Source organism: Xanthomonas sp. D-99 (assembly GCF_017746145.1).
Taxonomy (GTDB): domain Bacteria; phylum Pseudomonadota; class Gammaproteobacteria; order Xanthomonadales; family Xanthomonadaceae; genus Xanthomonas; species Xanthomonas cissicola.
Window position 1 is genome coordinate 158,087 of sequence record NZ_JAGHWU010000011.1, and the last position, 25,254, is coordinate 183,340.

Annotated in this window: 16 protein-coding genes and 2 pseudogenes; 11 read left to right on the forward strand and 7 right to left on the reverse strand. The window is 65.5% G+C overall.

Features of this window, described 5'->3' with window-relative positions:
* The 3 genes from J7360_RS05665 to J7360_RS05675 all read left to right on the forward strand — a co-directional run bounded on the left by J7360_RS05665 (position 1) and on the right by J7360_RS05675 (position 4,825).
* On the forward strand, positions 1 to 1,908 hold the full coding sequence (locus J7360_RS05665) for a nucleoside-diphosphate sugar epimerase/dehydratase (RefSeq protein ID WP_007970136.1): 1,908 nt from the start codon (positions 1 to 3) through the stop codon (positions 1,906 to 1,908).
* Positions 1,908 to 2,801 carry a UTP--glucose-1-phosphate uridylyltransferase GalU gene (galU, locus tag J7360_RS05670; protein ID WP_007963236.1) on the forward strand — a complete coding sequence of 298 codons (894 nt, stop codon included), beginning with the start codon at positions 1,908 to 1,910 and terminating at the stop codon, positions 2,799 to 2,801. The genes J7360_RS05665 and galU overlap by 1 nt, the downstream gene beginning before the upstream one ends.
* Positions 2,802 to 2,974: 173 nt before the next feature.
* Positions 2,975 to 4,825: a monovalent cation:proton antiporter-2 (CPA2) family protein gene (locus J7360_RS05675; protein ID WP_057661579.1), complete on the forward strand. Its 1,851-nt coding sequence runs from the start codon at positions 2,975 to 2,977 to the stop codon at positions 4,823 to 4,825.
* A 500-nt stretch (positions 4,826 to 5,325) separates the two neighbouring features.
* Here J7360_RS05675 and J7360_RS05680 read toward each other — a convergent pair whose 3' ends face one another.
* Positions 5,326 to 5,646 (reverse strand): DUF1244 domain-containing protein, encoded by a 321-nt coding sequence (locus tag J7360_RS05680; protein ID WP_007963232.1) that lies wholly within the window; start codon positions 5,644 to 5,646, stop codon positions 5,326 to 5,328.
* 49 nt (positions 5,647 to 5,695) lie between these two features.
* Here J7360_RS05680 and folD point away from each other — a divergent pair, with 49 nt between their 5' ends.
* From folD to guaA, 3 genes are all read left to right on the forward strand, one after another.
* Positions 5,696 to 6,607, forward strand: a complete 912-nt coding sequence (gene folD, locus J7360_RS05685; RefSeq protein ID WP_209033425.1) for a bifunctional methylenetetrahydrofolate dehydrogenase/methenyltetrahydrofolate cyclohydrolase FolD — start codon at positions 5,696 to 5,698, stop codon at positions 6,605 to 6,607.
* A gap of 173 nt (positions 6,608 to 6,780) precedes the next feature.
* A complete protein-coding gene (gene guaB / locus J7360_RS05690) occupies positions 6,781 to 8,238 on the forward strand; it encodes an IMP dehydrogenase (protein WP_007963221.1) in 1,458 nt (485 codons plus the stop codon).
* A gap of 121 nt (positions 8,239 to 8,359) precedes the next feature.
* Complete coding sequence (guaA, locus tag J7360_RS05695; protein WP_057661584.1) at positions 8,360 to 9,925, forward strand: glutamine-hydrolyzing GMP synthase; 1,566 nt, start codon at positions 8,360 to 8,362, stop codon at positions 9,923 to 9,925.
* 147 nt (positions 9,926 to 10,072) lie between these two features.
* Here the strand turns inward: guaA and J7360_RS05700 are convergent.
* Both J7360_RS05700 and J7360_RS05705 read right to left on the reverse strand, forming a co-directional pair.
* Positions 10,073 to 12,511, reverse strand: a pseudogene (locus J7360_RS05700) (DUF2309 domain-containing protein).
* A gap of 21 nt (positions 12,512 to 12,532) precedes the next feature.
* Positions 12,533 to 14,101 carry a proton-conducting transporter membrane subunit gene (locus J7360_RS05705; RefSeq protein ID WP_209033427.1) on the reverse strand — a complete coding sequence of 523 codons (1,569 nt, stop codon included), beginning with the start codon at positions 14,099 to 14,101 and terminating at the stop codon, positions 12,533 to 12,535.
* Between the two features lie 109 nt (positions 14,102 to 14,210).
* On the opposite strand from J7360_RS05705, the gene J7360_RS05710 reads away from it, so the two are divergent.
* Complete coding sequence (locus J7360_RS05710) at positions 14,211 to 15,101, forward strand: LysR family transcriptional regulator (protein ID WP_057661317.1); 891 nt, start codon at positions 14,211 to 14,213, stop codon at positions 15,099 to 15,101.
* A gap of 352 nt (positions 15,102 to 15,453) precedes the next feature.
* On the opposite strand, the gene J7360_RS05715 is transcribed toward J7360_RS05710, so the two are convergent.
* The 4 genes and pseudogenes from J7360_RS05715 to J7360_RS05730 form a co-directional block, all read right to left on the reverse strand.
* Positions 15,454 to 16,068: a hypothetical protein gene (locus J7360_RS05715; protein ID WP_057661315.1), complete on the reverse strand. Its 615-nt coding sequence runs from the start codon at positions 16,066 to 16,068 to the stop codon at positions 15,454 to 15,456.
* Between the two features lie 44 nt (positions 16,069 to 16,112).
* Positions 16,113 to 17,240, reverse strand: coding sequence for a Cache 3/Cache 2 fusion domain-containing protein (locus tag J7360_RS05720; protein WP_057661313.1), 1,128 nt, complete (start codon positions 17,238 to 17,240; stop codon positions 16,113 to 16,115).
* Positions 17,241 to 17,496: 256 nt separating this feature from the next.
* On the reverse strand, positions 17,497 to 18,138 hold the full coding sequence (locus J7360_RS05725) for a response regulator transcription factor (protein WP_007970341.1): 642 nt from the start codon (positions 18,136 to 18,138) through the stop codon (positions 17,497 to 17,499).
* Positions 18,131 to 21,221, reverse strand: a pseudogene (locus tag J7360_RS05730) (triple tyrosine motif-containing protein). Before J7360_RS05730 ends, J7360_RS05725 begins: the two are co-directional and overlap by 8 nt.
* Positions 21,222 to 21,686: 465 nt before the next feature.
* Here J7360_RS05730 and J7360_RS05735 point away from each other — a divergent pair.
* The 4 genes from J7360_RS05735 (at position 21,687) to J7360_RS05750 (ending at position 25,205) form a co-directional block, all read left to right on the forward strand.
* Entirely contained in the window at positions 21,687 to 22,160 is a 474-nt protein-coding gene (locus J7360_RS05735; protein WP_007963464.1) for an AraC family transcriptional regulator, read from the forward strand.
* On the forward strand, positions 22,157 to 22,813 hold the full coding sequence (locus tag J7360_RS05740; RefSeq protein WP_057661309.1) for a hydrolase: 657 nt from the start codon (positions 22,157 to 22,159) through the stop codon (positions 22,811 to 22,813). The genes J7360_RS05735 and J7360_RS05740 overlap by 4 nt, the downstream gene beginning before the upstream one ends.
* Positions 22,810 to 23,244, forward strand: a complete 435-nt coding sequence (locus J7360_RS05745; RefSeq protein ID WP_057661307.1) for a DoxX family protein — start codon at positions 22,810 to 22,812, stop codon at positions 23,242 to 23,244. Before J7360_RS05740 ends, J7360_RS05745 begins: the two co-directional genes overlap by 4 nt.
* Positions 23,245 to 23,357: 113 nt before the next feature.
* Positions 23,358 to 25,205: an amidohydrolase gene (locus J7360_RS05750; RefSeq protein ID WP_209033429.1), complete on the forward strand. Its 1,848-nt coding sequence runs from the start codon at positions 23,358 to 23,360 to the stop codon at positions 25,203 to 25,205.
* Positions 25,206 to 25,254 lie beyond the last annotated feature (49 nt).

Below are 25,254 nucleotides of genomic sequence, written 5' to 3' on the forward strand. Positions count from 1 at the left end.
ATGATTTCCTGGCGTGACCGTTTGACCAAGGCCCTGCCGCAGATAGCGGTCGTGGTACATGACCTGCTGATGGTGTGGGTGTGCTGGCAGCTGCTGCATGCCGGTCGCTATTCGATGCTACGTGACGCGCCGGATCTGCCGCTGTGGGACTGGCGCACCGCGGTGGTGTTGGTGGCGCAGGGCCTGGTGTTCTGGAAGATGGGGTTGTACCGCGGGTTGTGGCGCTTCGCCTCGGTGCCGGACCTGTGGAACATTTTCAAGGCGAGTTTTCTTGGACTGGTCGCGATCGTGCTGGCGCTGGCGTACGACCGTCTGGATGGCGTGCCGCTGTCGGTGCTGGTGGTCTATCCATTTGCCTTGTCGGCCATGCTGGGTACGCCCCGTTTGCTGTATCGGGCCTGGAAGGATTATCAGATTGCGCACTCCGGAGATGCCGCGCAGCGCGTGCTGATCCTTGGTGCTGGTCGCGCTGCTGAAGGGTTGGTGCGCGATCTGCGTCGCACCGGCGCATTTGTGCCGGTCGGGTATTTGGACGACGCCAATAACCTGCATGGGGCCAAGATCCAGGGTCTCAACGTGCTGGGCAATCTGGATCAGGCCGCCGCCATTGCCAAGGAGACCGCCGCCAAGTTGCTGGTGATCGCGATCCCGTCGCTGGACGCCTCTGGCATGCAGCGCGTCGTGGCGATCTGCGAAAGCACTGGCCTGCCGTTCCGCATGGTGCCCAAGCTGATCAACGTACTGGAGGGGCGCTCGTTGCCGGGCGAGTTGAAGGAGGTCGCGATCGAGGACCTGCTCAACCGCAAGCCGGTCACGCCCGACTGGCGCCTGATCCGCGACTGGCTGACCAACAAGACCGTGATGGTGACCGGTGCCGGCGGTTCGATCGGTTCGGAAGTCTGCCGCCAGTGCGCGCGCCACGGCGCGCGTCGGATCGTCCTGCTGGAAATCGACGAGCTGGCGCTGTTGACCATCGACTCGGATCTACGCCGGCTGTTCCCGGATATCGAAGTGGTGCGCGTGTTGGGCGATTGCGGCGACCCGGCGGTCGTGGCGCATGCGTTGAACACTGCCACGCCGGATGCGGTCTTCCATGCAGCCGCCTACAAGCAGGTGCCGTTGCTGGAAGAGCAGTTGCGCGAGGCGGTGCGCAACAACGTGCTAGCGACCGAGAACGTGGCGCGCGCCTGCCAGCGTGCACGTATCGAAACCTTCGTCTTCATCTCCACCGACAAGGCGGTCGAGCCGGTCAACGTGCTGGGCGCAAGTAAGCGCTATGCAGAAATGATCTGCCAAAGCCTCGACGCGCGCGATGCGCCGACGCGCTTCATCACCGTGCGCTTCGGTAACGTGCTGGATTCGGCCGGCAGCGTGGTGCCGTTGTTCCGCGAACAGATCCGCCAGGGCGGCCCGGTAACCGTGACGCATCCGGATGTGACGCGTTACTTCATGACCATCCCCGAAGCCTGCCAGTTGGTCATCCAGGCAGCTGCATCCGCGTCGCATGGTGCGATCTATACACTGGACATGGGCGAGCCGGTGCCGATTCGACTGCTTGCCGAGCAGATGATCCGTCTGGCCGGCAAGCAGCCGGGCAAGGACGTGGCGATTCTCTATACCGGCCTGCGTCCGGGCGAGAAATTGCACGAGACGCTGTTCTATTCCGACGAAGACTATCGTCCCACCGCGCACCCCAAGATCCTGGAAGCCGGTGTGCGCGAGTTCTCGCATGAGCAGGTGCTGCAGCTGGTCACGCGCTTGCGCGAGGCCGTTAACCGCTATGACATCAAGGCGATGGAGACTGTATTGGGCAGCTTGATGCCGGATTTTGCGGCTGCTCGACGGAAAGTCGACGCGCGATCTGATACGGTCGTTCCATTCCCCGCACGTGAGGTCAGAAGACTGTAATGAGCCAGCGTATTCGCAAGGCCGTATTCCCCGTCGCAGGTCTTGGGACCCGCTTTCTTCCGGCAACCAAGACCGTGCCGAAAGAAATGCTGCCAATCATCGACAAGCCATTGATCCAGTACGCCGTCGACGAAGCCATCCAGGCTGGTTGCGATACGCTGATCTTCGTGACCAACCGCTACAAGCACTCCATTGCCGATTACTTCGACAAGGCCTATGAGCTCGAGCAGAAGCTGGAGCGTGCAGGCAAGCTGGAGCAGCTGGAGCTGGTGCGCCATGCATTGCCGGAGGGCGTTCGCGCCATTTTTGTCACGCAGGCAGAGGCGCTCGGCCTGGGCCATGCGGTGTTGTGTGCCAAGGCCGTTGTCGGTAACGAACCGTTCGCGGTGTTGCTGCCGGACGATCTGATGTGGAACCGCGGCGATGCTGCGTTGACCCAGATGGCCAACGTGGCGGAAGCCTCGGGCGGCAGCGTGATCGCCGTGGAAGACGTGCCGCACGACAAGACCGCCAGCTACGGCATCGTTTCCACCGACGCATTCGACGGCCGCAAGGGCCGCATCAACGCGATCGTCGAAAAGCCCAAGCCGGAAGTCGCGCCAAGCAACCTGGCCGTGGTCGGTCGTTACGTGCTGAGCCCCAAGATCTTCGACCTGCTCGAAGCCACCGGTGCAGGCGCAGGCGGTGAAATCCAGCTCACCGATGCGATCGCCGAGTTGCTGAAGGAAGAGCAGGTCGATGCCTTCCGCTTCGAGGGTCGCCGTTTCGATTGCGGCGCGCATATCGGCCTGATCGAGGCAACCGTGCATTTTGCGCTCGAGCACGAAAAGCATGGCGGCCCAGCGAAGGAAATCCTGCGCGAAGCACTGGCCCAGGCCGACGCGCGCGGCTGATTGTTGCCTGATCGCTGTTTCTACGAACGACGCCAGCTGGCGTCGTTCGTCGTTTGGGAGCTTGTCGTACGCATTGTCGCGTCTGCAGAGCCCGGCTTGGCAACGCCAAGCGCGGGCAAAGATGCGCACCCTGATGCAGGCCGAGGCCGCGCTGGTGCCGCTAGAATCCGGGCATGAGCCAACCTGCCGAATCCAGTGAACTGATCAACGTGGTGGTGCTGCTCGGCGCTGCCGTGGTTGCGATCCCGGTGTTCCGTCGTCTCGGCCTGGGCTCGGTGTTGGGTTATCTGGCAGCGGGACTTGCCATTGGTCCGTTCGGTTTGGGCCTGTTCAACGAGCCGCAAGCCATCCTGCATGTGGCCGAGTTGGGCGTGGTGATGTTTCTGTTCGTGATCGGGCTGGAAATGCGCCCCTCGCACCTGTGGAGTTTACGCAAGGAAATCTTCGGACTTGGCACGCTGCAGATCGCGGTTTGCGCGCTGGTGTTGACCGGCGTCGGCATGTTGCTCGGCTTTGCGCTACCGGTGGCCTTCGTGGCGGCGTCCGGTTTTGTGCTGACCTCCACCGCGGTGGTGATGCAGTTGTTGGCCGAGCGCGGTGACGTCGCCTTGCCGCCGGGGCAGAAGATCGTGGCGATCCTGCTCTTCGAAGATCTGTTGATCGTGCCGTTGCTGGCGATCGTGGCCTGGATGGGAGCCAGCGGCGACCCGCAGGCCGCATCGCAGCGTTGGCAGGGCATCGGCATCGGTCTGGCCTGCATCGTCGGCTTGCTGGTGGCCGGGCGTTGGCTGCTCAATCCCTTGTTCCGCATCCTGGCCGCGTCCAAGGCGCGCGAAGTGATGACCGCAGCAGCATTGCTGGTGGTGCTGGGCGCAGCGCTGTTGATGCAGGTGGGCGGGCTGTCGATGGCGATGGGGGCGTTCCTGGCCGGCGTGCTGTTGTCCGAGTCCACGTTCCGGCATCAGATCGAAGCGGATATCGAACCCTTTCGCGGCATCCTGCTGGGGTTGTTTTTTCTCGGTGTCGGCATGAGCCTGGACGTGCGTGTGGTCGCGGCCGATTGGCGCCTGATCGTGGTGGGCGTGCTGGCCCTGATGGTGGGCAAGGGCGTGTGCATCTATGCGGTGGCGCGGATGATGCGCAGTGACCATCGCCAGGCGTTGGACCGTGGTGTGCTGATGGCACAAGGCGGCGAGTTCGCATTCGTGCTGTTTGCCGCCGCGTCGGCAGCGGGCGTCATCGATGCCCAGGTCAATGCCAGCCTGACCGCCATCGTGGTGTTGTCGATGGCACTGACCCCGTTGTTCGTGCTGCTGCAACGGCGGCTGACGCCGGCAGCGGCGATCTCGCTGGATGGGGTGGAAGCAGCCAGCGGCCAGACCGGTAGCGTGTTGATCATCGGCTTCGGGCGCTTTGGGCAGGTGGCCAGTCAGTCGCTGCTGGCGCGCGATGTGGATGTGACCATCATCGATAACGACATTGAGATGATCCAAAGCGCGGAAGAATTCGGTTTCAAGATCTACTACGGCGACGGCACCCGGCTCGATGTGCTGCACGCCTCCGGCGCACACAGCGCACGTGCGATTGCGGTGTGCGTCGACAATCAAGAGGCAGCTAATCGCATCGTCGAGCTGGCGACGCGAGAGTTTCCGCATGCCAAGCTGCTGGTGCGTTCGTACGACCGCCAGCATTCGCTGCAGTTGGTCGCGGCGGGAGTGGATTACCAGATCCGCGAGACCTTCGAGTCGGCGGTGATCTTCGGCAAAGTGGCGCTGGTGGAACTGGGTGTGGACGAGGACGAAGCTGGCATGATTTCGCGTGAGGTCCGCCGCCGTGATGCCGAGCGTTTCGAACTGGAGATCACTGCCGGCGATGCACGGGCCGGAGCCAGGCTGATGTATGGCAACACCGTGCCTACCGCACCCCGGCCCACGCCGTTCACGCGGCCGCGCCGCGGCAGTCGCACCCTGAATCCCGATGCGGTACCGCAGGCTGGACAAGTACAGACGCAGACGCGCGACTAGAGCGTGTCATGTACGTTGAGGTCAGTGCGAAGCGTGCTGTGGCGCGTCGAGACAAGGCGCGCAACACGGTATCGGCGCGCCACAGGGCGCTTCCCGGCGGGTTGGCCGTCAGCGGTACGGCGCGGGCGCCGCGCGGCTTGCCTTGGCGCCAGCCAAGCCGACGCCAGCCAGAATCCGCTCCGCACCGCTGGCGGCCAACGCATCTCATCTCAACGTGCATGACACGCTCCTAGGGCAGCCGACAACACCGCTGCGCAGACGCTACGCGAGATGGCCAGTGCGCGATGCGATGCGCCATTCGTACGGTGCGATTGCCGCGATTGGACGATGGTTCGCTACGTCTTGCTGGCCACTGGGAGCGGACACACGCCACCGCGCGAGCGTCGGGCGCGCCACGCCTGCACGGTATGGGGCGCTCGTGCGCTCCGGCTTCTCAGCGCGCCCACCTCCAGCCACAGACCGCTCGGGACATCTTGGCAGACGCGCTCACTGATGCCTGCCTAGCCATGCTTGCGCTGGGCGGCGGCGAAGGCTTCCAGTTGTTCGGGCGTGGCGTCTTTTTGATGCTGCTGTTTCCATTGGGCAAATGGCATGCCGTAAACGGCTTCGCGCGCCTGCTCTTTGGTCATGGCCTGGCCTTGCGCTTCGGCCGCTTCGCGGTACCAATCGCCCAGGCAGTTGCGGCAGAAGCCGGCGAGAATCATCAGATCGATGTTCTGCACATCGGTGCGGTCCTGGTTGAGATGCTGCAGCAGACGGCGAAATGCTGCCGCTTCGATCGAAGTGGTGCTCGAATCGGAGCGTGAGGTGGTGTCGGTCATGGCGGAATCGGGGACAATAGACGGCCTTCGACTCTACACCTGACGCCCCATGACCGCTTCTGCGCCAGCTGCCTCCGCTTCGGCCCGCCTTCTCGATGGTCGCCGCATTGCCGAGGAATTGCTCGACGGATTGAAGCTGCGGGTGGACGCGCGGGTGGCGTCCGGCAAGGCGCGCCCCGGGCTGGCGGTGGTGCTGGTCGGTGGCGATCCGGCATCGTCGGTGTATGTGCGCAACAAACGGCGCGCGGCCGAGAAGGTCGGCATCGAAGCCTTCGATTACGACCTGCCGCAGGGCACCAGCGAAGCCCAGTTGGCGTCGCTGATCGATGAGCTCAATGCCGACCCCAAGATCCACGGCATTCTGATCCAGCTGCCGCTGCCGGGCATTCCCGATGCCAACCGGCTGATTCAGCGCATCGACCCGCGCAAGGACGTGGACGGATTCCATCCGCAGAATGTCGGGCATCTGGCCTTGCGCGAATTCGGGCTGCGCCCGTGCACGCCGCGCGGCATCGTGACCTTGCTCGGCCACACCGACCAGCCGGTGCGCGGCCGCAACGCCACCATCGTGGGCGTGAGCAATCACGTTGGCCGGCCGATGGGGCTGGAGCTGTTGATCGCCGGCTGCACGGTCACCAGTTGCCACAAATTCACCCCGCCCGATGTGCTGGAAGCCAGCGTGCGCAATGCGGACATCCTGGTGGTGGCAGTCGGCCGCCCGGGGCTGATTCCGGGCGAATGGGTCAAGCCGGGTGCGGTGGTGATCGATGTCGGCATCAACCGGCTCGATGATGGGCGCCTGGTGGGCGATGTCGGCTTCGACGCCGCCGCGCAGCGCGCGGCCTGGATCACCCCGGTGCCGGGCGGGGTCGGGCCGATGACGGTGGCCACGCTGATGCAGAACACCATCGAGGCCGCTGATGCGGCCGGGATTCAGGATTCTGGATCCGGGATTCGTTAAAGGCAACGGCGAAGTGCATGCATCGGCTGATCCGGATTGCATCCGAGATCGGCCGGCAATCGGCAAACAGGCGAACGGTGGGCGGTGCAACGCGACGCTGTTGCGAATCCCGACTCCCCAATCCCGGCCCCAATGCGTTAAAATGCCGCGCTTCCCCAAACTCGGGTCCGCCGATGCTACGCATCCAGGCTGAAGCTCTTACCTACGACGACGTCTCGCTCGTCCCTGCTCACTCGATCGTCCTGCCCAAGGACGTCAGCCTGGAAACCCGGCTGACGCGCGACCTGCGCCTGAAACTACCGATTCTGTCGGCGGCGATGGACACAGTGACCGAACACCGTCTTGCGGTGGCCATGGCCCAGCTGGGCGGCATCGGCATCATCCACAAGAACCTGACCCCGCAACAGCAAGCCGGCGAAGTGGCGCGGGTCAAGAAGTTCGAATCCGGCGTGATCACCGAGCCGTTCACCGTCAGCCCGGACACGACCATCGGCGAAGTGCTGGCGCTGACGCGCGCGCGCAACATCTCCGGCGTGCCGGTGGTGGATGGCAGCGAACTGGTCGGTATCGTCACCAGCCGCGACATGCGCTTCGAAAAGAAGCTCGACGATCCGGTCCGCCACATCATGACCAAGAAGGACCGCCTGATCACCGTGCGCGAGGGCGCCAGCGATGAGGAAGTGCTCGAGCTGCTGCATCGCAACCGTATCGAAAAGGTCTTGGTGGTCAACGACAGCTTCGAGCTGCGCGGTCTGATCACGGTCAAGGACATCCAGAAGAAGACCGATAACCCCAATGCGGCCAAGGACAGCGCCAAGCGCTTGCTGGTGGGCGCGGCGGTGGGCGTGGGCGGCGATACCGAACAGCGCATCGAGCTGCTTGCCGCAGCCGGCGTGGACGTGGTGATTGTCGATACCGCGCACGGCCATTCGCAGGGCGTGATCGATCGCGTGGCGTGGGTCAAAAAGACCTATCCGCAGCTGCAGGTGATCGGCGGCAACATCGTCACCGGCGATGCGGCATTGGCATTGATGGATGCCGGCGCGGACGCGGTCAAGGTTGGCGTGGGCCCGGGCTCGATCTGCACCACGCGTGTGGTTGCTGGCGTGGGCGTGCCGCAGATCACTGCGGTGGACATGGTGGCCGAGGCGCTGCAGGACCGCATTCCATTGATTGCCGATGGCGGCATCCGCTATTCCGGCGATATCGGCAAGGCGCTGGTGGCCGGTGCCTCGACGGTGATGGTCGGCGGCCTGTTGGCCGGTACCGAAGAAGCACCGGGTGAGGTCGAACTGTTCCAGGGCCGTAGCTACAAGAGCTACCGCGGCATGGGCAGCCTGGGTGCGATGGAAAAGGGGTCCAAGGACCGCTATTTCCAGGATGCTTCCGATGCCGACAAGCTGGTTCCCGAAGGCATCGAGGGCCGCGTGCCGTATCGCGGCCCGGTCGGCGGCATCATCCATCAGCTCATCGGTGGCCTGCGCGCGACCATGGGGTATGTGGGCTGCGCCACCATCGAAGAAATGCGCAGCAAGCCCAAGTTCGTCAAGATCACCGGCGCCGGTCAGCGCGAAAGCCACGTGCACGACGTGCAGATCACCAAAGAGCCGCCGAACTATCGCGCTGGATGATCGGGAATGGGGAATCGCGAATCGGGAATCGTAAGAGCCCGCCGCTTCCTCGTCCGATAGCGGCTGGTGCTGCGTTTGCTGTTGCGATTCCCCAATCCCGATTCTCGATTCCCGGCTCTCAATGACCAACATCCATACCGACAAGATCCTCATCCTCGATTTCGGCGCGCAGTACACCCAGCTGATTGCGCGGCGCATCCGCGAGATCGGGGTCTATTGCGAGATCTGGGCATGGGATCACGATCCGTCGGAGATTGCCGGTTTCGGTGCCAAGGGCATCATCCTGTCCGGTGGCCCGGAGTCGACCACGTTGCCTGGCGCGCCGGTGGCGCCGCAGGAAGTGTGCGATAGCGGCCTGCCGGTGTTCGGCATCTGCTACGGCATGCAGACGCTCGCCGCGCAGTTGGGTGGGGCCACCGAAGCCGCCGACCAGCGCGAATTCGGCCATGCCGAAGTCGAGGTGGTCGCCGCCGACGCGTTGTTCTCTGGGCTGACCGATCACGCAGGCGCGTCGCGCCTGAACGTCTGGATGAGCCACGGCGACCACGTGTCGCAGGTGCCGCCGGGCTTCACCATTACCGCCACGACCGACCGCATCCCGGTGGCGGCGATGTCCAACGAAGCCAAGCGCTGGTACGGCGTGCAGTTCCATCCGGAGGTGACGCATACCTTGCAGGGCCAGACCTTGCTGCGTCGCTTCGTGGTGGATGTCTGCGGCTGCCAGACGCTGTGGACTGCGGCCAACATCATCGAGGACCAGATCGCGCGCGTACGCGAACAGGTGGGCGACGACGAAGTGATTCTCGGGCTGTCCGGCGGCGTCGATTCGTCGGTGGTTGCCGCGCTGCTGCACAAGGCGATCGGCGACAAGCTCACTTGTGTGTTCGTCGATACCGGCTTGCTGCGTTGGCAGGAAGGCGACCAGGTGATGGCGATGTTCGCCGAGCACATGGGCGTCAAGGTGATCCGCATCAACGCGGCCGACCGCTATTTCGCCAAGCTGGAAGGCGTGAGCGACCCGGAAGCCAAGCGCAAGATCATCGGCAACCTGTTCGTGGACATCTTCGACGAAGAGTCCAGCAAGCTGGCCAATGCCAAGTGGCTGGCACAGGGCACGATCTACCCGGATGTGATCGAGTCGGCCGGCAGCAAGACCGGCAAGGCGCACGTGATCAAGAGCCATCACAACGTTGGTGGCCTGCCGGAGCACATGAAGCTGGGCTTGGTCGAACCGTTGCGCGAATTGTTCAAGGACGAAGTGCGGCGCCTGGGCGTCGAGCTTGGCCTGCCGCGCACGATGGTGTATCGCCACCCGTTCCCGGGCCCGGGCCTGGGCGTGCGCATCCTCGGCGAGGTGAAGCGCGAGTACGCCGAGCTGCTGGCCAAGGCCGATGCGATCTTCATCGACGAACTGCGCAAGGCCGATCTCTACGACAAGACCAGCCAGGCCTTCGCGGTGTTCCTGCCGGTGAAATCGGTCGGTGTGGTCGGCGATGCACGCGCCTACGAATGGGTGATCGCCTTGCGCGCGGTGGAGACCATCGACTTCATGACCGCGCACTGGGCGCACCTGCCGTACGACTTCCTCGGCACGGTGAGCAACCGCATCATCAACGAGCTGCGCGGCGTTTCGCGGGTGGTCTACGATATTTCCGGCAAGCCGCCTGCGACGATCGAGTGGGAGTGACCGCCGGTCTGTCGGGCCCACGCTTTCGTCGATCGAAATCGCCGCACCGGTGATCTGATCGCGCGGCGTTTCTTTGAGGCTGGAAGTAGACCCCAGGTGCGCCCTCGCCATTCACGAGCGAGGGCGCCAGTCGAGCTGGAACCTGCTTTACGCAAGGGTGGGTGTGCGATTGCTCTGCGAAGGCGCATCCCCGAAAGACGTCTCCCAGCGCAGGTCGCCGAGATAGCGGTGCGCCATGCGGCCTTCGTCGTCCAGGGCGAACAGGTGCAGCCAGCGATTGTCGAACAGGGCGCGGACCTGCGGGTGCCGTTCGAGGATGTTGGCGATCGCTTCGGGCGGTGCGTCGATCAGCACGGAGAGCCGTAGCGGCTCGTGGGTCAGGCGTTGGCCGTCATGCACCGATTGCCACGGCAATCCGGTGCGCAGGATCCCGCCATTGCCCTCGACCACACCGATGCCGCCGGTGACGTTGTGCAGCAGCTTGTTGCCGGCGCCAAAACGCTCGGGCGCAACGGTCGATCCGTAGTACTGCAGGCTGATCCAGCTGGCGACGACGACCGGTGCGGTCAGGATCAACTACAGCACGCCGAAGCCGTCGTCGTAGCGCCAGTCGTAGTTGTGGAGGAAGGCGCGCCCGGCCAGGTCGCGCCCGGCAGTGCGCGCGCGCGGTGCGGCGATGAAGGCCTGGCAGCCGGCAAGTGCCCATTCGGGGCGAATCTCGGCCCAGTCGCGGGCGCGATGTGCGATGTCCTGGCTGCGGTGCGCGCGGGGCAGGCGCGCGGCGCGTTCCCCGCGCGCCAGCGCCCCGGCTGCGGCCAGCCACTGCGCCGCTTGGGCGAGATCTTCGGCATGCCCGGGCGAAGCGTGGTCGGCGGTGTAGAGGGTGACCGCATCGGTCGTGGTGTCGTGCAGTGCGGCCAGGAATAACGTGTCGGCGGGAATGACGATGCCGCGTGCGGCAAGACCGGCGCGCACCTGGCCATCGTTGAGCAGCGACGCGAGCAGTCGCGCGTTCACTTCGCCGGAATAGCCGCCGCATGCGCCGCAGTGCAGCGCGCTCGCATGGGGGTTGTTGACCACTTTCGCACCATGGCCGGCGAGTACCACCAGCCGTGCGAAGCCGCCGGTGAACGACATCGCCTTGAGGATGCGCGTGGCCATGGTCAGCCGGGTGTCCAGGTCCAGCCCGTCGGCAGCGCGTGGCGCCGGCTCGTTCGGTGCATGCTGGCGAGCCAGCGCCAGCCCGTCGCGCAGCAGCTTGGCGATGTAGATCGGGCCGGTGGCCTCGACGAAGGCAAACGAGGAAATGGCCGCCAGCTTGAAGCGGCCCCAGGCGCGTGTGGCACGTGCCGCGATCCGGGCGCTGAGGTCGGAGGCGGCTGCCGACGCCGTCGCGTCACCTGCGCAGGTGACCACACCTGGAGCGAGCAGCACCGGCAGGCGCGCTTCGACCACGTCCGAGGCAAACCGGCGATGGCCGATGCCCAAGCCGAAAAACCCTGCAAACCCCAGGGTCTGGATGCCCGAATCGAGGCTTTCCAGCGCCCGGCGGAAGACTTCCGAGCGCACATCGATGCAGAACGCCATTTGCAACTTCACACGGCCAGCTGCGACCTTGGCCGGCGATGGCGCGGCCAGCACGGCGTTGAGCCTTCGCTGCGCTGCACGTTCGACCGCTTCCTGCAGGATGCTGTCGATGACATCGTCCGAGGTTGCAGCGACCGGCTCGGCGTAGGCGGCAACGGCCGTCCGCCAGCCAGGCACCAGCGCGGCGCCGCCGTTGCCCAGCAGCGCGGCTTCCCAGAGCATGCGGATGGCGAGCAGGTCGGTGGCGCATGCATCGGTTGCGCCGCTCAACTCAGCCTGCCAGAGCCGATACCGGGCGAGCTGACCCCAGCCGCCCAACGTGGTCAGCAAGCGGTGGAAATAACCGTCCAGCGCGTCTCGCGAAAGTCCGAGGCGGGCGACGCAGTCGACGATTGCGTCCTCGACATTGGCCGGCGCATCCGCCACATACCGTGCGAAACCTGCCAGGCCGGCGATTTCCGGAGTCAGATCGTGGGTCGCGATGATCCGCCAGGTGCTGTAAGCGCCACCGGACTGGCCGACCGCCCAGAGCGCCTGGCCCTGGTCGAAATAGCCGGCTGCCCAATGACCGATGCGTTCGTTGACGATGCCGGGCCAGTCGATCGCAGCGGCAGCGCGGGCCAGCTCGGCGACCGTGGGGATCGCCTGCGGGGCAGGGCGCGTGGCTGCGAGGGCGTGTTTGAGCGCGGACAAGCTCGGCGGGCGCAGTGCGGTCGGCGCGTTCTGCAAGGCCGCCCGCAGATCGTCTTCGGTGATTTCGCCGGACTGTAGCCGTTCTGCATACCAATGCCGCGGCATGGTGACGGCGATACCGGACGCGCGCCGCAGTCGCGCCGCCGCCATTTCCAGCGGCTCGCTGGCCTGGCCGAGGAAGGGGTTGACCGCAACGCTGGAGGCGAGCGGCCACAGCGGCGGGATGGCGCGTGCCGCACGCTGCGCGGCGGCGATGATCACATCGTGGGACAGAGACATTGTGGTGGTCGTGGTGGTCATCAGCATGGATGCCTGGCGTGAAGGGGGTCAGGAGGTCTTGCGAACAGACCAGCCGCCAAGCAGGCGATCGATCGTGGCGTTGGCATACAGCCCATTGGAGAGGTGGACGCGGAGCCCGGCGGCAGCGGGGTGCGATGCCCAGAGCGGAAACAGCGCCTGCGCCACCGCCACCAGCCCGAAGCTCAGCACCGCGAGCGCCATCAGCGTCCACTCCAGGCGTCCCGGTGCGGGCGTTGCCGGCAGCACGCCGGCCGTCAGCCATTCGGCGGCGGTCTGCAGCGCGAAGTAGCCGGTCGCCGCGGCGCTGGCGTAGATCGCCGTCCTGCGGGTGAGGGCGCGCGGCGCGGCATCGGCAAGGCCCTGGGCCAGCAGATAGGCGACCCCAAAGATCAGGATCGCGCCCAGTGCCAGCGCCTGCGGCGACTTGTGCTCGAAGCCGAAGGTGAACCCGAATGCAGTGCCGATGCCGATATAGATCGCCAGTGCGATCAAAAATGCGCGGCCGACCGCCGACCCATTCGGAACGGCGACCGGGCCGGGCCTGCGGATGGCCGCCACCTGCTCGACCGCGCCGCCGGAGGCCAGGAACGCATGCGCCTTGTAGAGCGAATGCGCCACGATGTGCAGCAGGGCCAGCGGGAACAGCGCCAGACCGCACTGGAGCATCATGAATCCCATCTGCGCGACCGTGGACCAGGCGAGCGAAGTCTTGACCGCCGGCTGGGTCAGCATCACCAGCGCGCCGAACAAGGCGGTGAACCCGCCCAGCATGGCCAGCACGGCGAGCACGCCGGGGGCGGCAAGCATCAGGTCGGCAAAGCGGATCAGCAGGAAACCGCCGCCATTGACCACGCCGGCGTGCAGCAAGGCCGATACCGGCGTGGGCGCTTCCATCATCTCGGTGAGCCAGCCGTGGGTCGGGAACTGCGCCGATTTCAGCACCGCAGCAAGTGCGAGCAGAGCGGCTGCCGCGACCAGCGACCAGGAGTGCTGCCCATGCGCGGCCATTGCGTTGATCGTGGCGATATCGGTCGTGCCCGTGCCTTTCCAGATCAGCAGCGCGCCGCAGGTCAGGGCGAGACCGCCGGTGGTGGAGAACACGCGCTTCTTGCGTGCGGCGCGCTGCGCCTCCACGCGCTCGGGATAGAACAGCAGCAGGCGATGCATCGCGATGCTGGTGGCAATCCAGGCGATGACGACCTGGATCAGATTGCCTGCCTGCACCAGCAGCAGCACCGCCGCCAGCGCCATGCACAGCCAGCCGGTGAAGTAGCCCTGGCGAGCCTCGCCGTTGAGATAGGTGCGTGCGTACCGCACCACGATCCAGCCAACGAAGGTCACCAGCAAGAGCATCGTCACGCTGACCGCGTCGAGCCGCGCGGACAGGCCGATGTCGCCCCATCCGATCAGTGGGCTGTCGCCAGTGCCTCGCGACAGCACCAGCGCCAGCGATGCGATCGCGATGCAGAGCGCGCCGAGCGCGGTGCCTTCGGCGAGGAGGGGAATCAATGGAGGGCGACCGCCGCGGACCAGGGCGACGACAGCGGCGGTCAGCAGAAGGAATGGTGCGAACAGTGGGAGTAGATAGAGCGACAAGACAATCCCCTAGGAACGAACGTGGTGGCGGGCCGCGCCACGATAACGATCGGTGGGGTTGAATAAAAATTCATTGTTATTGCAGATTCGTTCGTTATTATCGAATGATATGGCCGCCTTGAACTACAACCATCTGCGCTACTTCTGGGCGGTCGCGCACGAGGGGAACCTCACCCGTACTGCCGAGCGTCTCAACCTCACCCAGTCGGCGCTTTCGGTGCAAATCCGCAAACTGGAGGAGCGCCTGGGCCACGCGCTGTTCGAACGTCGCGGGCGGCAACTGCATCTGACCGAAGCCGGGCAGATCGTGCTCGACCATGCCGATGCGATCTTTGCCACCGGCGATGAGTTGCTTGGCACGTTGCGGCAGACGGGTGCGGCGCGGCAGGCACTGCGGGTCGGCTCGCTTGCCACGCTGTCGCGCAACTTCCAGATGGAGTTCCTGCGGCCGCTGCTGGGCCGCACCGACATCGACCTCATCCTGCGTTCGGGCAGCGCGGGTGAGCTGCTGCGCGCGCTGGAGGCGCTCAATCTCGACGTGGTGCTGCTGAATCGGGCACCTGCCGGTGACGCGCTGTCCCCCTTCGTCACCCACCGGCTTGCGGAGTACCCGGTCAGCCTGGTGGGCACGCCGGATCGGTTGGGCCATGCGGCCAGCTTCGCCGACCGCCTTCGCAGCCACCCCATCATCCTGCCCACGGTGGATAGCAGCGTGCGCATCGGCTTCGACGCGTTGGCCGACCGCCTGGGCGTGCGGCCGCAGATCGTGGCGGAAGTGGAAGACATGGCGATGATGCGACTGCTTGCCCGCGAGGACATCGGCCTGGCGGTTCTGCCGCCGATCGTGGTCAAGGACGAGATCGCCGCTGGCGCACTGATGGAAGGCGATCAATTGCCGGACATCGTGGAGACCTTCCATGCGGTGACCATGTCGCGACGTTTCCCGAATCCTCTGCTCAGGCTTCTGCTTCAGCCCCCGACCAGGCCAGACAGTCCGTGATGCCACTCGGTTGTCCCAGGCGTGGCGCGCTGTAGACCCGCATGCGACGCGGCGCTTCTACCGGATCCGGCACCGGCAAAAACGTCTGTCGGGCAATCTGCCGCGCTTGGTCGCGCATTGCGGTCTGCAAGAGCTGCGCGTTTGCCGATGGCCGACGTGCTGAGCTTGCGTCGGATGCCCTGATCTATCGCCACGCTGGCCACTGGGCACGGTTCGCAGACCCGCAACGCACGGCCGATGCTCGGCCTGCGTCACCGTTGCTTGATGTTGCAACGCATGGCGAGTGCCACTGATGCGCCAACAAAAAAGCCGCGCAGTGCGCGGCTTGATGCATGAGCCGAACTGAAGATGCTCAGCGGACCTTGGCCAATGCCACGCGGGCGTCGGCCATGAACTTCTGTGCTTCCTGCGGTGTGGCCAGATTGGCGGCGAGCTGGCTGAGCACCTGCTCGATGTCGCTGGAAGCATCCCAGGCTTCATCGCACAGCATGCCGGCGATCGGGCCGAGATAGTTCAGTGCGACCGCTTCCAGTGCAGCGCGGACGCTGTCGTCGGGCCCGGCGCCAGTGGCAACCGGCGCCGCACTCGCGCTTGCGGCAGGTGCGGCAGGTGCGGGTGTCGGCGCAACCGGCGCACGCACCGGCGACGGTGCGCCGCCGAGATCCTGTTCAAAACCGCCCATCAACCACTGCCGCGAGTCGTCGCTCAACAGCGAGGGTTTGCCCAGGCCGGCACCGGGGTCGACCTGGAAGCGCGCCTTCGCCGCGTTGACCATGGTGAGGCGTTGTACCGCCTCATCATTACGCAGCATGCGGAACACCACTTCTTCGATCTGCCCGCTGTTGATGCGGACGATGCAGGAGTGGTTTTCCTCGGTGACGATGAACAGAAAGCCGGACGCCTTCTTCAATGCCAGCGCTTTGAGCTCGCGCAAGATCTCGATCAGCGGACGGAATTCAGTGGACATGGCGTCTTCCTTGCAGCATCAGGTACGGAGTGGGTGACAGCGACTCAGCGTTTACTGAGGCGCTCCATGGCCAACCGGACGCTGTTGGACAAGCGGGAAATGGCGCGCGCCAGGGTACCGATTTCATCTTTGAGGTTGACCTCTGCGATGGTGTGGTTCCACTTGCCCAGGCTCAGTTCTTCGGCCACGGTGGTCAAGTGCTGGATCGGGCGCAACACGCGGCTCCAGATCAAGGCCCACTGCAGGCCGAGCAACAGGGCGCAGACCAGCAGACCGATGCCGGCGATCCACAGCGACTGGCGCACGATCACGCCATTGACGTCGCTTCTGGGATAGGCCGAGACCAGGGTGAAGCCCCAATCGGGTACTTGTTCCTTGGTGACGACCCAATCATCCGGAGTGTCCCTGACGATACGCTCGATGGTGGCGGTGTCGGTGGTGGCACCGGTGGTGGACTGGAAGCGCAGCTTGTTCTTGCTGTCGAACACGGCAATGAAGCCGGAGTCGAGCACCCGACGGCTGCTGACCACGTTTTCCAGCGCCTGGGTGTCTGCCTTGTAACCGACGTACCACGCACCGATCACGCGCTTGTCGTTGCCGGCAAAGATCGGCTCGTAGCCGGTGACGTACGGGTTGCCGAGAATATCGACCACGCCGTAGAAGCTTTCGCCGTTACGCAGCTTGGCGGCGGCCTGGCCGTTCGGATCGAGCACGGTGCCGATGGCGCGGCTGCCGTCGTCCTTCTTGACGTTGGTGGAGATACGCACGAAGTCGTCGCCGGTACGCGAGAACAGCGTTGCGGTACCTTCGTGGATGGCGGTGACCTCGTCGACCAAGGTGAAGGCATTTGCCTGCGAGCGCTGGCCCAGCAGCAGGTCGTTGGCGCTACGATCGGCGACGCGGACGTCGCCGCCAACGCTGGGCGCGCCTTCCTTGTTGGCTTCCCTGCGCAGCTGGCGCATGGAGGAATTGACGCGGTCGAGCATCATCGCGCGGGTGCCCGCGAACAAGGTCTGCAAGGACACCGACTGGCGCTCGATCGCGTCGCCGGTTTCGAACTTGACCCGGTTCGCTTCGGTAATGGCCAGAATGACCGTCAGTGCCACCACCACGACCAGCACCAAGGCCAGCACCGGCAACAGCAGGCGCACCCGCAAAGAGTGACGAAGCATCGCAATTCCCCTGAACGCGTTTAAATGATTGAGTCGAGTGCCGCCGCAGCGCAGTGCGGCGGTTGGACGTAGCCGTTATCGGCTGTCGAACCAGATGCTGAAGCGGCCCCCATGCCGCTTGGCGGTGCATACGATAGCGCAAGCCGATCGGTTTGAGCGCGCGCGTCTATCGCGCGTGTCGCCTCGCGTTCAATAATGGTGGACCGTATAGCAAAAGCTACCTCCTGGGTGGCGCGCAGGATTGGCAAGCCACCGCTCAGGTCTCCAGCGACAGGATCCCGCGCCGCAGCGCGACGGTGACCGCATGGGTGCGATCGCGCACGCCGAGCTTGCCCAGGATGTTCTTCATATGTGCCTTGACGGTTTCTTCGGAGATGCGCAAGGCACTGCCGATCTGCTTGTTGGAGCAGCCGGTAGCGACCAGGTTCAGCACTTCGGTCTCGCGGGCGGACAGGGCGTCATCGAGCACATGGGCGGCGATATTTTCTGCCACCGAGGCCGGCACATGCCGGCGTTGGCCGCGACGCACGTCGCGGATGGTGTCGACCAGCTCACGGCGCAGCGCGCTCTTGAGCAGGTAACCGCAGGCGCCTGCCTGGAGGGCGCGTACCGCGCGCACGTCGCCGGTGTAGGTGGTCAGCACGATGACCTTGGCGGCGGAGTCGACCTGGCGGATGCGCTGGATGGCTTCGACCCCGTCCACGCGCGGCATCTGCAGATCCATCAGCACCACGTCCGGGCGCAGGCGCGTGTAGCAGGCCACCGCCTGTTCGCCGTCTTCCGCTTCGCCGACCACGCGCATGTCGTGCTCGGCGGCGAGCATGGCACTGAGCCCATCGCGCAGTAGCGGATGGTCGTCTACCACCAGCACGTCGGTTGGTCGGACCATGTCAGCCATTGGAACTCTCCGTGGATCGTGCGGTGTGAACTGGCCACCACCATCGCTTGGCGCGCAGGTAGGCGGCACGGGCGGGCAGGGTGATCTGGATTTCGGTGCCGCTGCCGGGACGCGACCACAGCTGCATCTTGGCGCCGATGCGCTGCGCGCGTTCCTGCATGCCGGTCAGGCCCCAATGCCCGGTGCGGGCGTGGCCGTGCAGCACATCCGGATCCAGGCCGCGGCCATCGTCGCGGATGCGCAGCGTGAAGTCACGAGAACCGTAACGCAGTTCCAGCGCGATGCCGGTGGCATCGGCGTGCCGGTCGGCATTGGCAAGCGCTTCGCGTCCGAGCTGGAACAGCTCGTCGGCCACCAGGTGACGCAAGCGCACGGGCCGGCCTTCGACGGAGACCTGCAGTGCGGCCGTTGGCGGCGGCATGGTGGCGTTACGCGCCCGCTGCAGGGCGGCGGCCAGGTCTTCGTGCAGGGACTGGCTGTCGCGCAAGCCGCTGACGCGATCGCGGCCTTCGGCCAGCGCGTTTTCGGCCAGATCCACCGCCTGTTCCAGCTCCAGCCGGCGCGGATCGTTCCAGGGGAGCGTGCGGCTGGCGGCATGCAGCCGCAGGATCAGCCCCTGGGTGCCCTGCAGCAAGGTGTCGTGCAATTCGCGGGCGATGCGTTCGCGTTCGCGGTAACGCTCTTCCAGACGCGCGCGCAGGCGTGCAGCCACCTGCCGGGTCCGCATGCGCCAGGCGACGCCGAGCGCCAGCAGCAACGCCAGCGCGCAGCAGGCCTTGAATTGCCAGGTTTGGATGAAGGCCGGCTCGATGACGAAGTCCAGGGTGTCGCCGCGTGCATTCCACAGGCCGTCGTTGTTGGCGGCCGCAATACGGAAGCGGTAACGCCCGGGCGCAAGGTTGGTATAGAAGGCCTCGTTGCGGTTGCCGGCGTCCTGCCAACGTGCATCCACCCCTTCCAGCCGGTAGCGGAACCGCACGCGCTCCGGGCGGGTAAGGCTGATCGCGTCGTAGCCGATGCGCAGACGGTCGGTCCATTTGGGCAGGTGCAGGCCGTCCTGACGCGGGTAAGGCCGGTCGTTGGCGACCACGTCGGTGATGAAGACCTTCGGCGCGGTGGGGTTGCGGTAGGTCTGCTCGGGATCGAGCCAGGCCAGGCCCTGGTTGGTGGTGAACCAGAGCAGGCCATCGGCCGCGGCGATCGCGGTAGGCACCGGGGTGGCCTGCTGGGCGACGCCGGGCAGGCCATCCATGATGTCGTACAGGCGCAGCGTGGGGCTGACCACGCCGGTGCGCAGGCTGCGCAGCAATGCCTGCCTGCCGATTTGCACGACGCCGCGATTGCCGTTCAACCAGAAGGTGTCGTGACGGTCGCGCACGATGCCGGTGATGCCCTGCAACACCGGATTGGCCTGATCGGCCAACTGCTGGAAGCGGCCATCGCTGCGGAGCACTGCCAGCCCGCTTTCGCCGGCCACCAGGGTGAGGGCCGCGCTGTGCCAAACGGCGGTGATCGGGCCGACCGACAAGCCGTTGTTGGCGGTGTAGTGCCGCACCTGCCCGCCACGCAGCACGCTGAGCTCACCGGTGACGCTGCCTACCCACAGCGCGCCGTCCGGCGCGGCGAGCAGGACCGAACAGGGTTGGTCCAGCAAGCTGGCAATCGCCTGCCAGCGATGACCATCCCAGCGCTGCGGGCCACTGGCATCGGGACACGCCCAGGGCGTGTCCTGGGCATCGACGGCAAACGCGCGGATCGATCCGGTGCGCACGTCCTGCGGCAGGGGCAAGGCGTGCGTGCGGCCTGCGTGCAGGCGCAGCAGGCGGTTGTCGCCGAGCAACCAGCCGTTGGCGCTGGCGGGCACCTGCAGCACGCTGGCGGGCGCGCCGCGTTGCAGGGCCTGGATGCCGGTGCGTCAAGGCCAGCTGACGCTCGTCGCGCAGGACCGCCAGCAACATCGGTGCGCCTGGCGTGGCGACGGTTGCGAAGATCGCCACCGCCGTGGGATGGCCGGGCAGCAATGCCGCCAGCGGCAGCAGGGCGCGATGCCGGAAGCGGTTGAGCCCCAGATTGGTGCCTGCCCAGAGATTGCCTTCGTGGTCTTCCAGCAGCGGGCCGGCAGTGGAGGAGGTCAGACCCTGCAGCGGGCCATAGCGTTCGAGCACCGGCGCAGGCGATGTGGGCTGGGCGACACGGAACACCCCGCCTGCGATGTAGTCGCTGCCCCACAGCGCGCCGTCGCGCATGAAACGGATGCGATGGGCGAACAAGCCGGGAAACTGCTGCCGGTTGCGTGCCACGGCAGGTAACACCGCGCCATGCGTATCGGTGAGCGCGAACACGCCGCGGTGCGGATCGGCGACCCAGATCGTGCCGTCGGGGTGCTCGGCCATGGTGGTGAAGTGCCCGACCTGCTGGCCGCTGGATTCGAAGCGTCGTGCACCCGGTGGCAGCGACAGGATGCGGCTGCCATCGCTCACCCACAGAATGCCGCGGCGATCGCGCAGCAGCCATTGCGCGCTGGATTCCGGGTAGCCCCAGTCGGCACCGGCGCGGTGCCAGCGCCGTCCATCGAACCAGCACAGCCCGCCATCGATGGCGGCCCACAGGCGGCCGCTGCCATCGCGCTCGATGCGGAACACCATCCCATCCGGCACATCCTTGCCGGGCACGAAATGGGTGAGATGGCCGTCTGCCAGGCGATCGATGCCGGCATTGAAATAGCCGATCCACGCGCCGTCGTCCGTGGTCAGCGACAGCGCGGTCATATTGTGCGATGCATAGGCTTCGCCCTCCGGCGCCGCCTGCCGGGTGAAGTGTTCGCCGTCGAACTTGAACAGCCCGAAGCCAGTCGCCAGCCACAGCGCGCCGCCATCGGCTTGCTGGATGTCCCAGATGTCGGCCGGCGCACCGCGCTCGATGCTCCAGGCGGTGTGGTGGAACTGCAGCAGCCCGTCGCGGGTTGCGGCAATGCCGGCTGCGCAGGCGGGACGACAGAGCATGAATAGCCACCACAGCGCCACGACCGCTGCCGGGCGCAAGCGCGACAAGGAACGCGAATGGATGACGGGCTCATGCGGCATCGCATCATTGTCGGGCGGGATCGGGGGAAGCACCACCACCTCTTTCGGGGGAGGCACGTGCGTACCGAGTTGGTTTAGCGACTGACGCAAGCCGCGCGCGTGATGCGGGAACTGTAGGGCAGCGCGCAACGCCTCGACATGCTGCAGCTCGACTGCACCGCATCGCCGTTGCGTTTGCTTCCCGGTCGCCTCGACGCGCCGTTTCGTGTTGATCGCGACATTGAACAGCGGCGCGCTGTCTGATCAGCGCGATGTCTGGCGATGCGTTGCGTTCTCCCGATTCCACTGGCACGGCATCGGGGCATGACGCAGCGCTCTATCGAACGCGTATCACATCCAAGCTGCTGCCCATGGCAAAGACGTGCAAGCACTCCCCCGAAAGAGGGAACGATTCGCCTCACCATCAGGGGTAGGGCAGCAAGGCTGTCCCCGGCACCATGCGGTCATTCCCCCCGGAGACGCCCCATGGCACCTCTGACTGCCGTTGCTTGCCCCGATACGCGTGCTGCAGGGCGCATGCACAGACAGGCACCGCGTGTGCGCGCTGTTGCGCGCGCGATGCAGTACATCGACACGCATCTGTACGAACCTGTCAGCGTGGCGCATCTTGCGCAAGCGGCCTGCATGAGCCGCTTCCATTTCGCACGCGTGTTCCGCGATGCGGTCGGCACCAGCCCAATGGAGTACCTGCGTCTTCGTCGGCTCGAACGTGCCCAGGCGATGTTACGCGAGGGCGGCCACACCATCAGCCAGATCGCGACCGATCTGTGCTTCTTCGATCAAAGCCACTTCGTTCGCAGCTTTCGCAACGCCACCGGTTGCACGCCGGCGCGTTTCGCCGCGCAGATGGCGATGGAGCCGTGCGGCGCTGCCCACATGCCCTCGTCGCAGCGGCGCGGCGGTGAATCGGTTTCACTTTCCATGGAGCAACCCGCATGACCACTGCAACTGCCGTACCCGGCACATCCTTGCTATCGCCCGGCGATCACGCCCTGATTCTGATCGACCATCAATCGCAGATGGCATTCGCCACGCACACCATCGACATTTCGGCGCTGCGCAACAACGTGTCTTTGATTGCCAAGGGCGCCAAAGGGTTCGAGGTGCCGGTGATCCTGACGACCGTCGCTGAAAAGTCGTTCTCCGGCCCGTTGTTCCCGGAGCTGCCGGACATCTTTCCCGGTGAGCCGGTATTCGACCGCACCAGCATGAACGCCTGGGAAGACCAGGGGGTGATCGATCGCATCAACGCAATCGGCAAGCGGCGTCTGGTGATCGCCGGTCTCTGGACCAGTGTATGCATCGTCGGCCCGACACTGTCGGCGATCGAACAAGGGTTCGAGGTGTACGTCATCACCGATGCTTGCGGCGACGTGAGCGATGAAGCGCACGAACGTGCAGTCACGCGCATGGTGCAGGCCGGCGCTGCGCCCATGACCAGTGTGCAGTACCTGCTGGAATTGCAGCGCGACTGGGCACGTGGCGACACCTACGCGCTGACCACCGGCATCGCACGCGCACATGCCGGCGGCTATGGCATCGGCATCCAGTACGCCAAGAGCATGTTCGGTGCGCAGGAAGGCGGGCATTGAACGCATCGGCACCACGTGGCACCGCCGGACTTTCGTCAGCGTTGCTGATGCTGCGCATCGCTGGCGGCGGCTTCCTGCTGCCGCATGGGTTGGGCAAGTTGCTGGGCTGGTTCGGTGGACCGGGCTTGACCGGATTTGCCGCTGAGTTGCAGCAGTTCGGCTTTCCATCCGCTGCACCGTTGCCGCTGCTGCTGGCCCTGGTGCAGACCCTCTCCGGGCTGGCCGTCTTGCTGGGGGTGTGGACGCGTGCCAGCGCCGCACTGGCAGTGCTGTTCATCGCAACCACCGTGCTGGTTGCCGTGCCCAAGGGCTGGTTCTGGATGCACGGTGGAATGGAATACCCGCTGATATGGATGTTGGTGTTGCTGGCACTCGCTGCGGCCGGTGCTGGCGACTGGTCGCTGGATCGCCTGCGTAGGCGTGTGCCATGAGCCACATGCCAGGCAAGCACGATGCCGGACGACGCTTGTGGATGCAGGGCGCCGCAGCCGGTCTTGCGTTGGGTGCATTGCCGGCTGCCTCGTCTGCATCAGGGAAGTCTCCAATGCTCGATCTCGTCGTTTGCAATGCGCGCATCACCACGCTCGATCCGCGCCAGCCCAGCGCCACCGCCATCGCCGTTGCCGATGGACGCATCGTGGCAGTCGGCGACGATGCGCAGATCATGGCCTTGGCGAAGGGCGTGCGCACCATCGATGCGCAGGGGCGACGTCTGCTGCCCGGCCTCAACGACAGCCACACCCATCTGATCCGTGGTGGTCTGAATTACAACCTGGAGCTGCGCTGGGATGGCGTGCGCTCGCTGGCCGATGCGATGGCGATGCTGAAGGCGCAGGTCGATCGCACGCCAGCGCCGCAGTGGGTGCGCGTGGTCGGCGGTTTCACTGCGTACCAATTCGCTGAGAAACGCCTGCCCACGCTCGAGGAGATCAACGCCATCGCGCCGGACACGCCGGTGTTTCTGTTGCATCTGTACGATCGTGCCTTGCTCAATCGCGCCGCGCTGCGCGCCTGCGGCTACGACAAGACCACCCCGGATCCGCCGGGCGGGCGCATCGAGCGCGACAAGCTGGGCAACCCCACCGGCTTGCTGCTGGCCAAGCCCAACGCGTTGATCCTCTACGCCAGCCTGGCCAAAGGCCCGCGCTTGCCGCTGGAATACCAGGCCAACTCCACTCGCCATTTCATGCGCGAGCTCAACCGGCTCGGGATCACCTCGGTGATCGATGCCGGCGGCGGTTTCCAGAACTATCCGGAGGATTACCAGGTCATCGAACAGCTGCACGCGGCCGATCAACTGAGCGTGCGCATCGCCTATAACCTGTTCACCCAGAACAAGGGCAAGGAGGTCGACGACTTCCGCGGCTGGACCGAATTACTGCCGGTACGCAAGGGCGATGACCTGCTGCGTCACAACGGCGCCGGCGAGATGCTGGTGTTTTCTGCTGCAGACTTCGAACAATTCAGCGAGCCGCGCCCAGAGCTGCTGGCGGAGCTGGAACCCGAGCTGGAGCAAGTGGTGCGGCTGCTGGTGGAAAAGCGCTGGCCATTCCGTATCCATGCAACATACGACCAAAGCATCGCGCGCATTCTCGATGTCTACGAAAAGGTCAACGCCGACCTCCCGTTCGATGGCCTGCATTGGTTCATCGACCATGCCGAAACGATTACCCCGCGCAATATCGATCGCATTCGCGCCTTGAACGGCGGCATCGCCGTGCAACATCGCATGGCCTACCAGGGCGAGGCATTCGTGCAGCGCTATGGCATGCAGGCCGCAAGGCAGACGCCGCCAGTGCGACGCATGCTCGCAGCGGGAATTCCGGTCGGCGCGGGCACAGATGCCACCCGCGTGGCCAGCTACAACCCGTGGGTGGCGCTGTCGTGGCTGGTCACCGGCCGCACGGTGGGCGGTCTGGCCCTGTATGGCGACGAGAATCTGCTCGATCGCGAACAGGCACTGCGGTTGTGGACTCAGGGCAGCGCCTGGTTTTCCGGTGACGAGACCAACAAGGGCACCTTGGCGGCGGGGCAGTTGGCCGACTTCATCGTGTTATCTGACGATTACTTCCGCATCGACGAAGCGGCCATCGCCGACATCACCAGCGTGCTGACCGTCCTGGGCGGGCGTGTCGTGCATGGCGAGGGCGACTTTGCCGCGCTCGCCCCCACGCTACCGCCTGCCATGCCGGACTGGTCGCCGGTGAATCGGTTCGGCGGCTACCAGGTCGGAGGCAGGGTGAGCGGGCTAGCCGCTGCGCCGCACGCGCATGCGCACGGCCACGCGTGTCGAGCCCACGGCACGCACGCGCATGCGGGGCTGCATGCTGTCCCAACCGATGATCTACGTAGCTTCTGGGGCGCCTTGGGATGCGCGTGCTTCGCGTTCTGATGGCGTTTTCCCCGGCACCTCTGCGTGCCTGTGCGTTGGGTGCGGCGCA

Coding starts and splice junctions, on each gene's coding strand:
- J7360_RS05665 (WP_007970136.1), top strand. CDS start 1: ATGATTTCCTGGCGTGACCGTTTGACCAAGGCCCTGCCGCAGATAGCG.
- galU (WP_007963236.1), top strand. CDS start 1,908: ATGAGCCAGCGTATTCGCAAGGCCGTATTCCCCGTCGCAGGTCTTGGG.
- J7360_RS05675 (WP_057661579.1), top strand. CDS start 2,975: ATGAGCCAACCTGCCGAATCCAGTGAACTGATCAACGTGGTGGTGCTG.
- J7360_RS05680 (WP_007963232.1), bottom strand. CDS start 5,646: ATGACCGACACCACCTCACGCTCCGATTCGAGCACCACTTCGATCGAA.
- folD (WP_209033425.1), top strand. CDS start 5,696: ATGACCGCTTCTGCGCCAGCTGCCTCCGCTTCGGCCCGCCTTCTCGAT.
- guaB (WP_007963221.1), top strand. CDS start 6,781: ATGCTACGCATCCAGGCTGAAGCTCTTACCTACGACGACGTCTCGCTC.
- guaA (WP_057661584.1), top strand. CDS start 8,360: ATGACCAACATCCATACCGACAAGATCCTCATCCTCGATTTCGGCGCG.
- J7360_RS05710 (WP_057661317.1), top strand. CDS start 14,211: ATGGCCGCCTTGAACTACAACCATCTGCGCTACTTCTGGGCGGTCGCG.
- J7360_RS05715 (WP_057661315.1), bottom strand. CDS start 16,068: ATGTCCACTGAATTCCGTCCGCTGATCGAGATCTTGCGCGAGCTCAAA.
- J7360_RS05720 (WP_057661313.1), bottom strand. CDS start 17,240: ATGCTTCGTCACTCTTTGCGGGTGCGCCTGCTGTTGCCGGTGCTGGCC.
- J7360_RS05725 (WP_007970341.1), bottom strand. CDS start 18,138: ATGGCTGACATGGTCCGACCAACCGACGTGCTGGTGGTAGACGACCAT.
- J7360_RS05735 (WP_007963464.1), top strand. CDS start 21,687: ATGGCACCTCTGACTGCCGTTGCTTGCCCCGATACGCGTGCTGCAGGG.
- J7360_RS05740 (WP_057661309.1), top strand. CDS start 22,157: ATGACCACTGCAACTGCCGTACCCGGCACATCCTTGCTATCGCCCGGC.
- J7360_RS05750 (WP_209033429.1), top strand. CDS start 23,358: ATGCTCGATCTCGTCGTTTGCAATGCGCGCATCACCACGCTCGATCCG.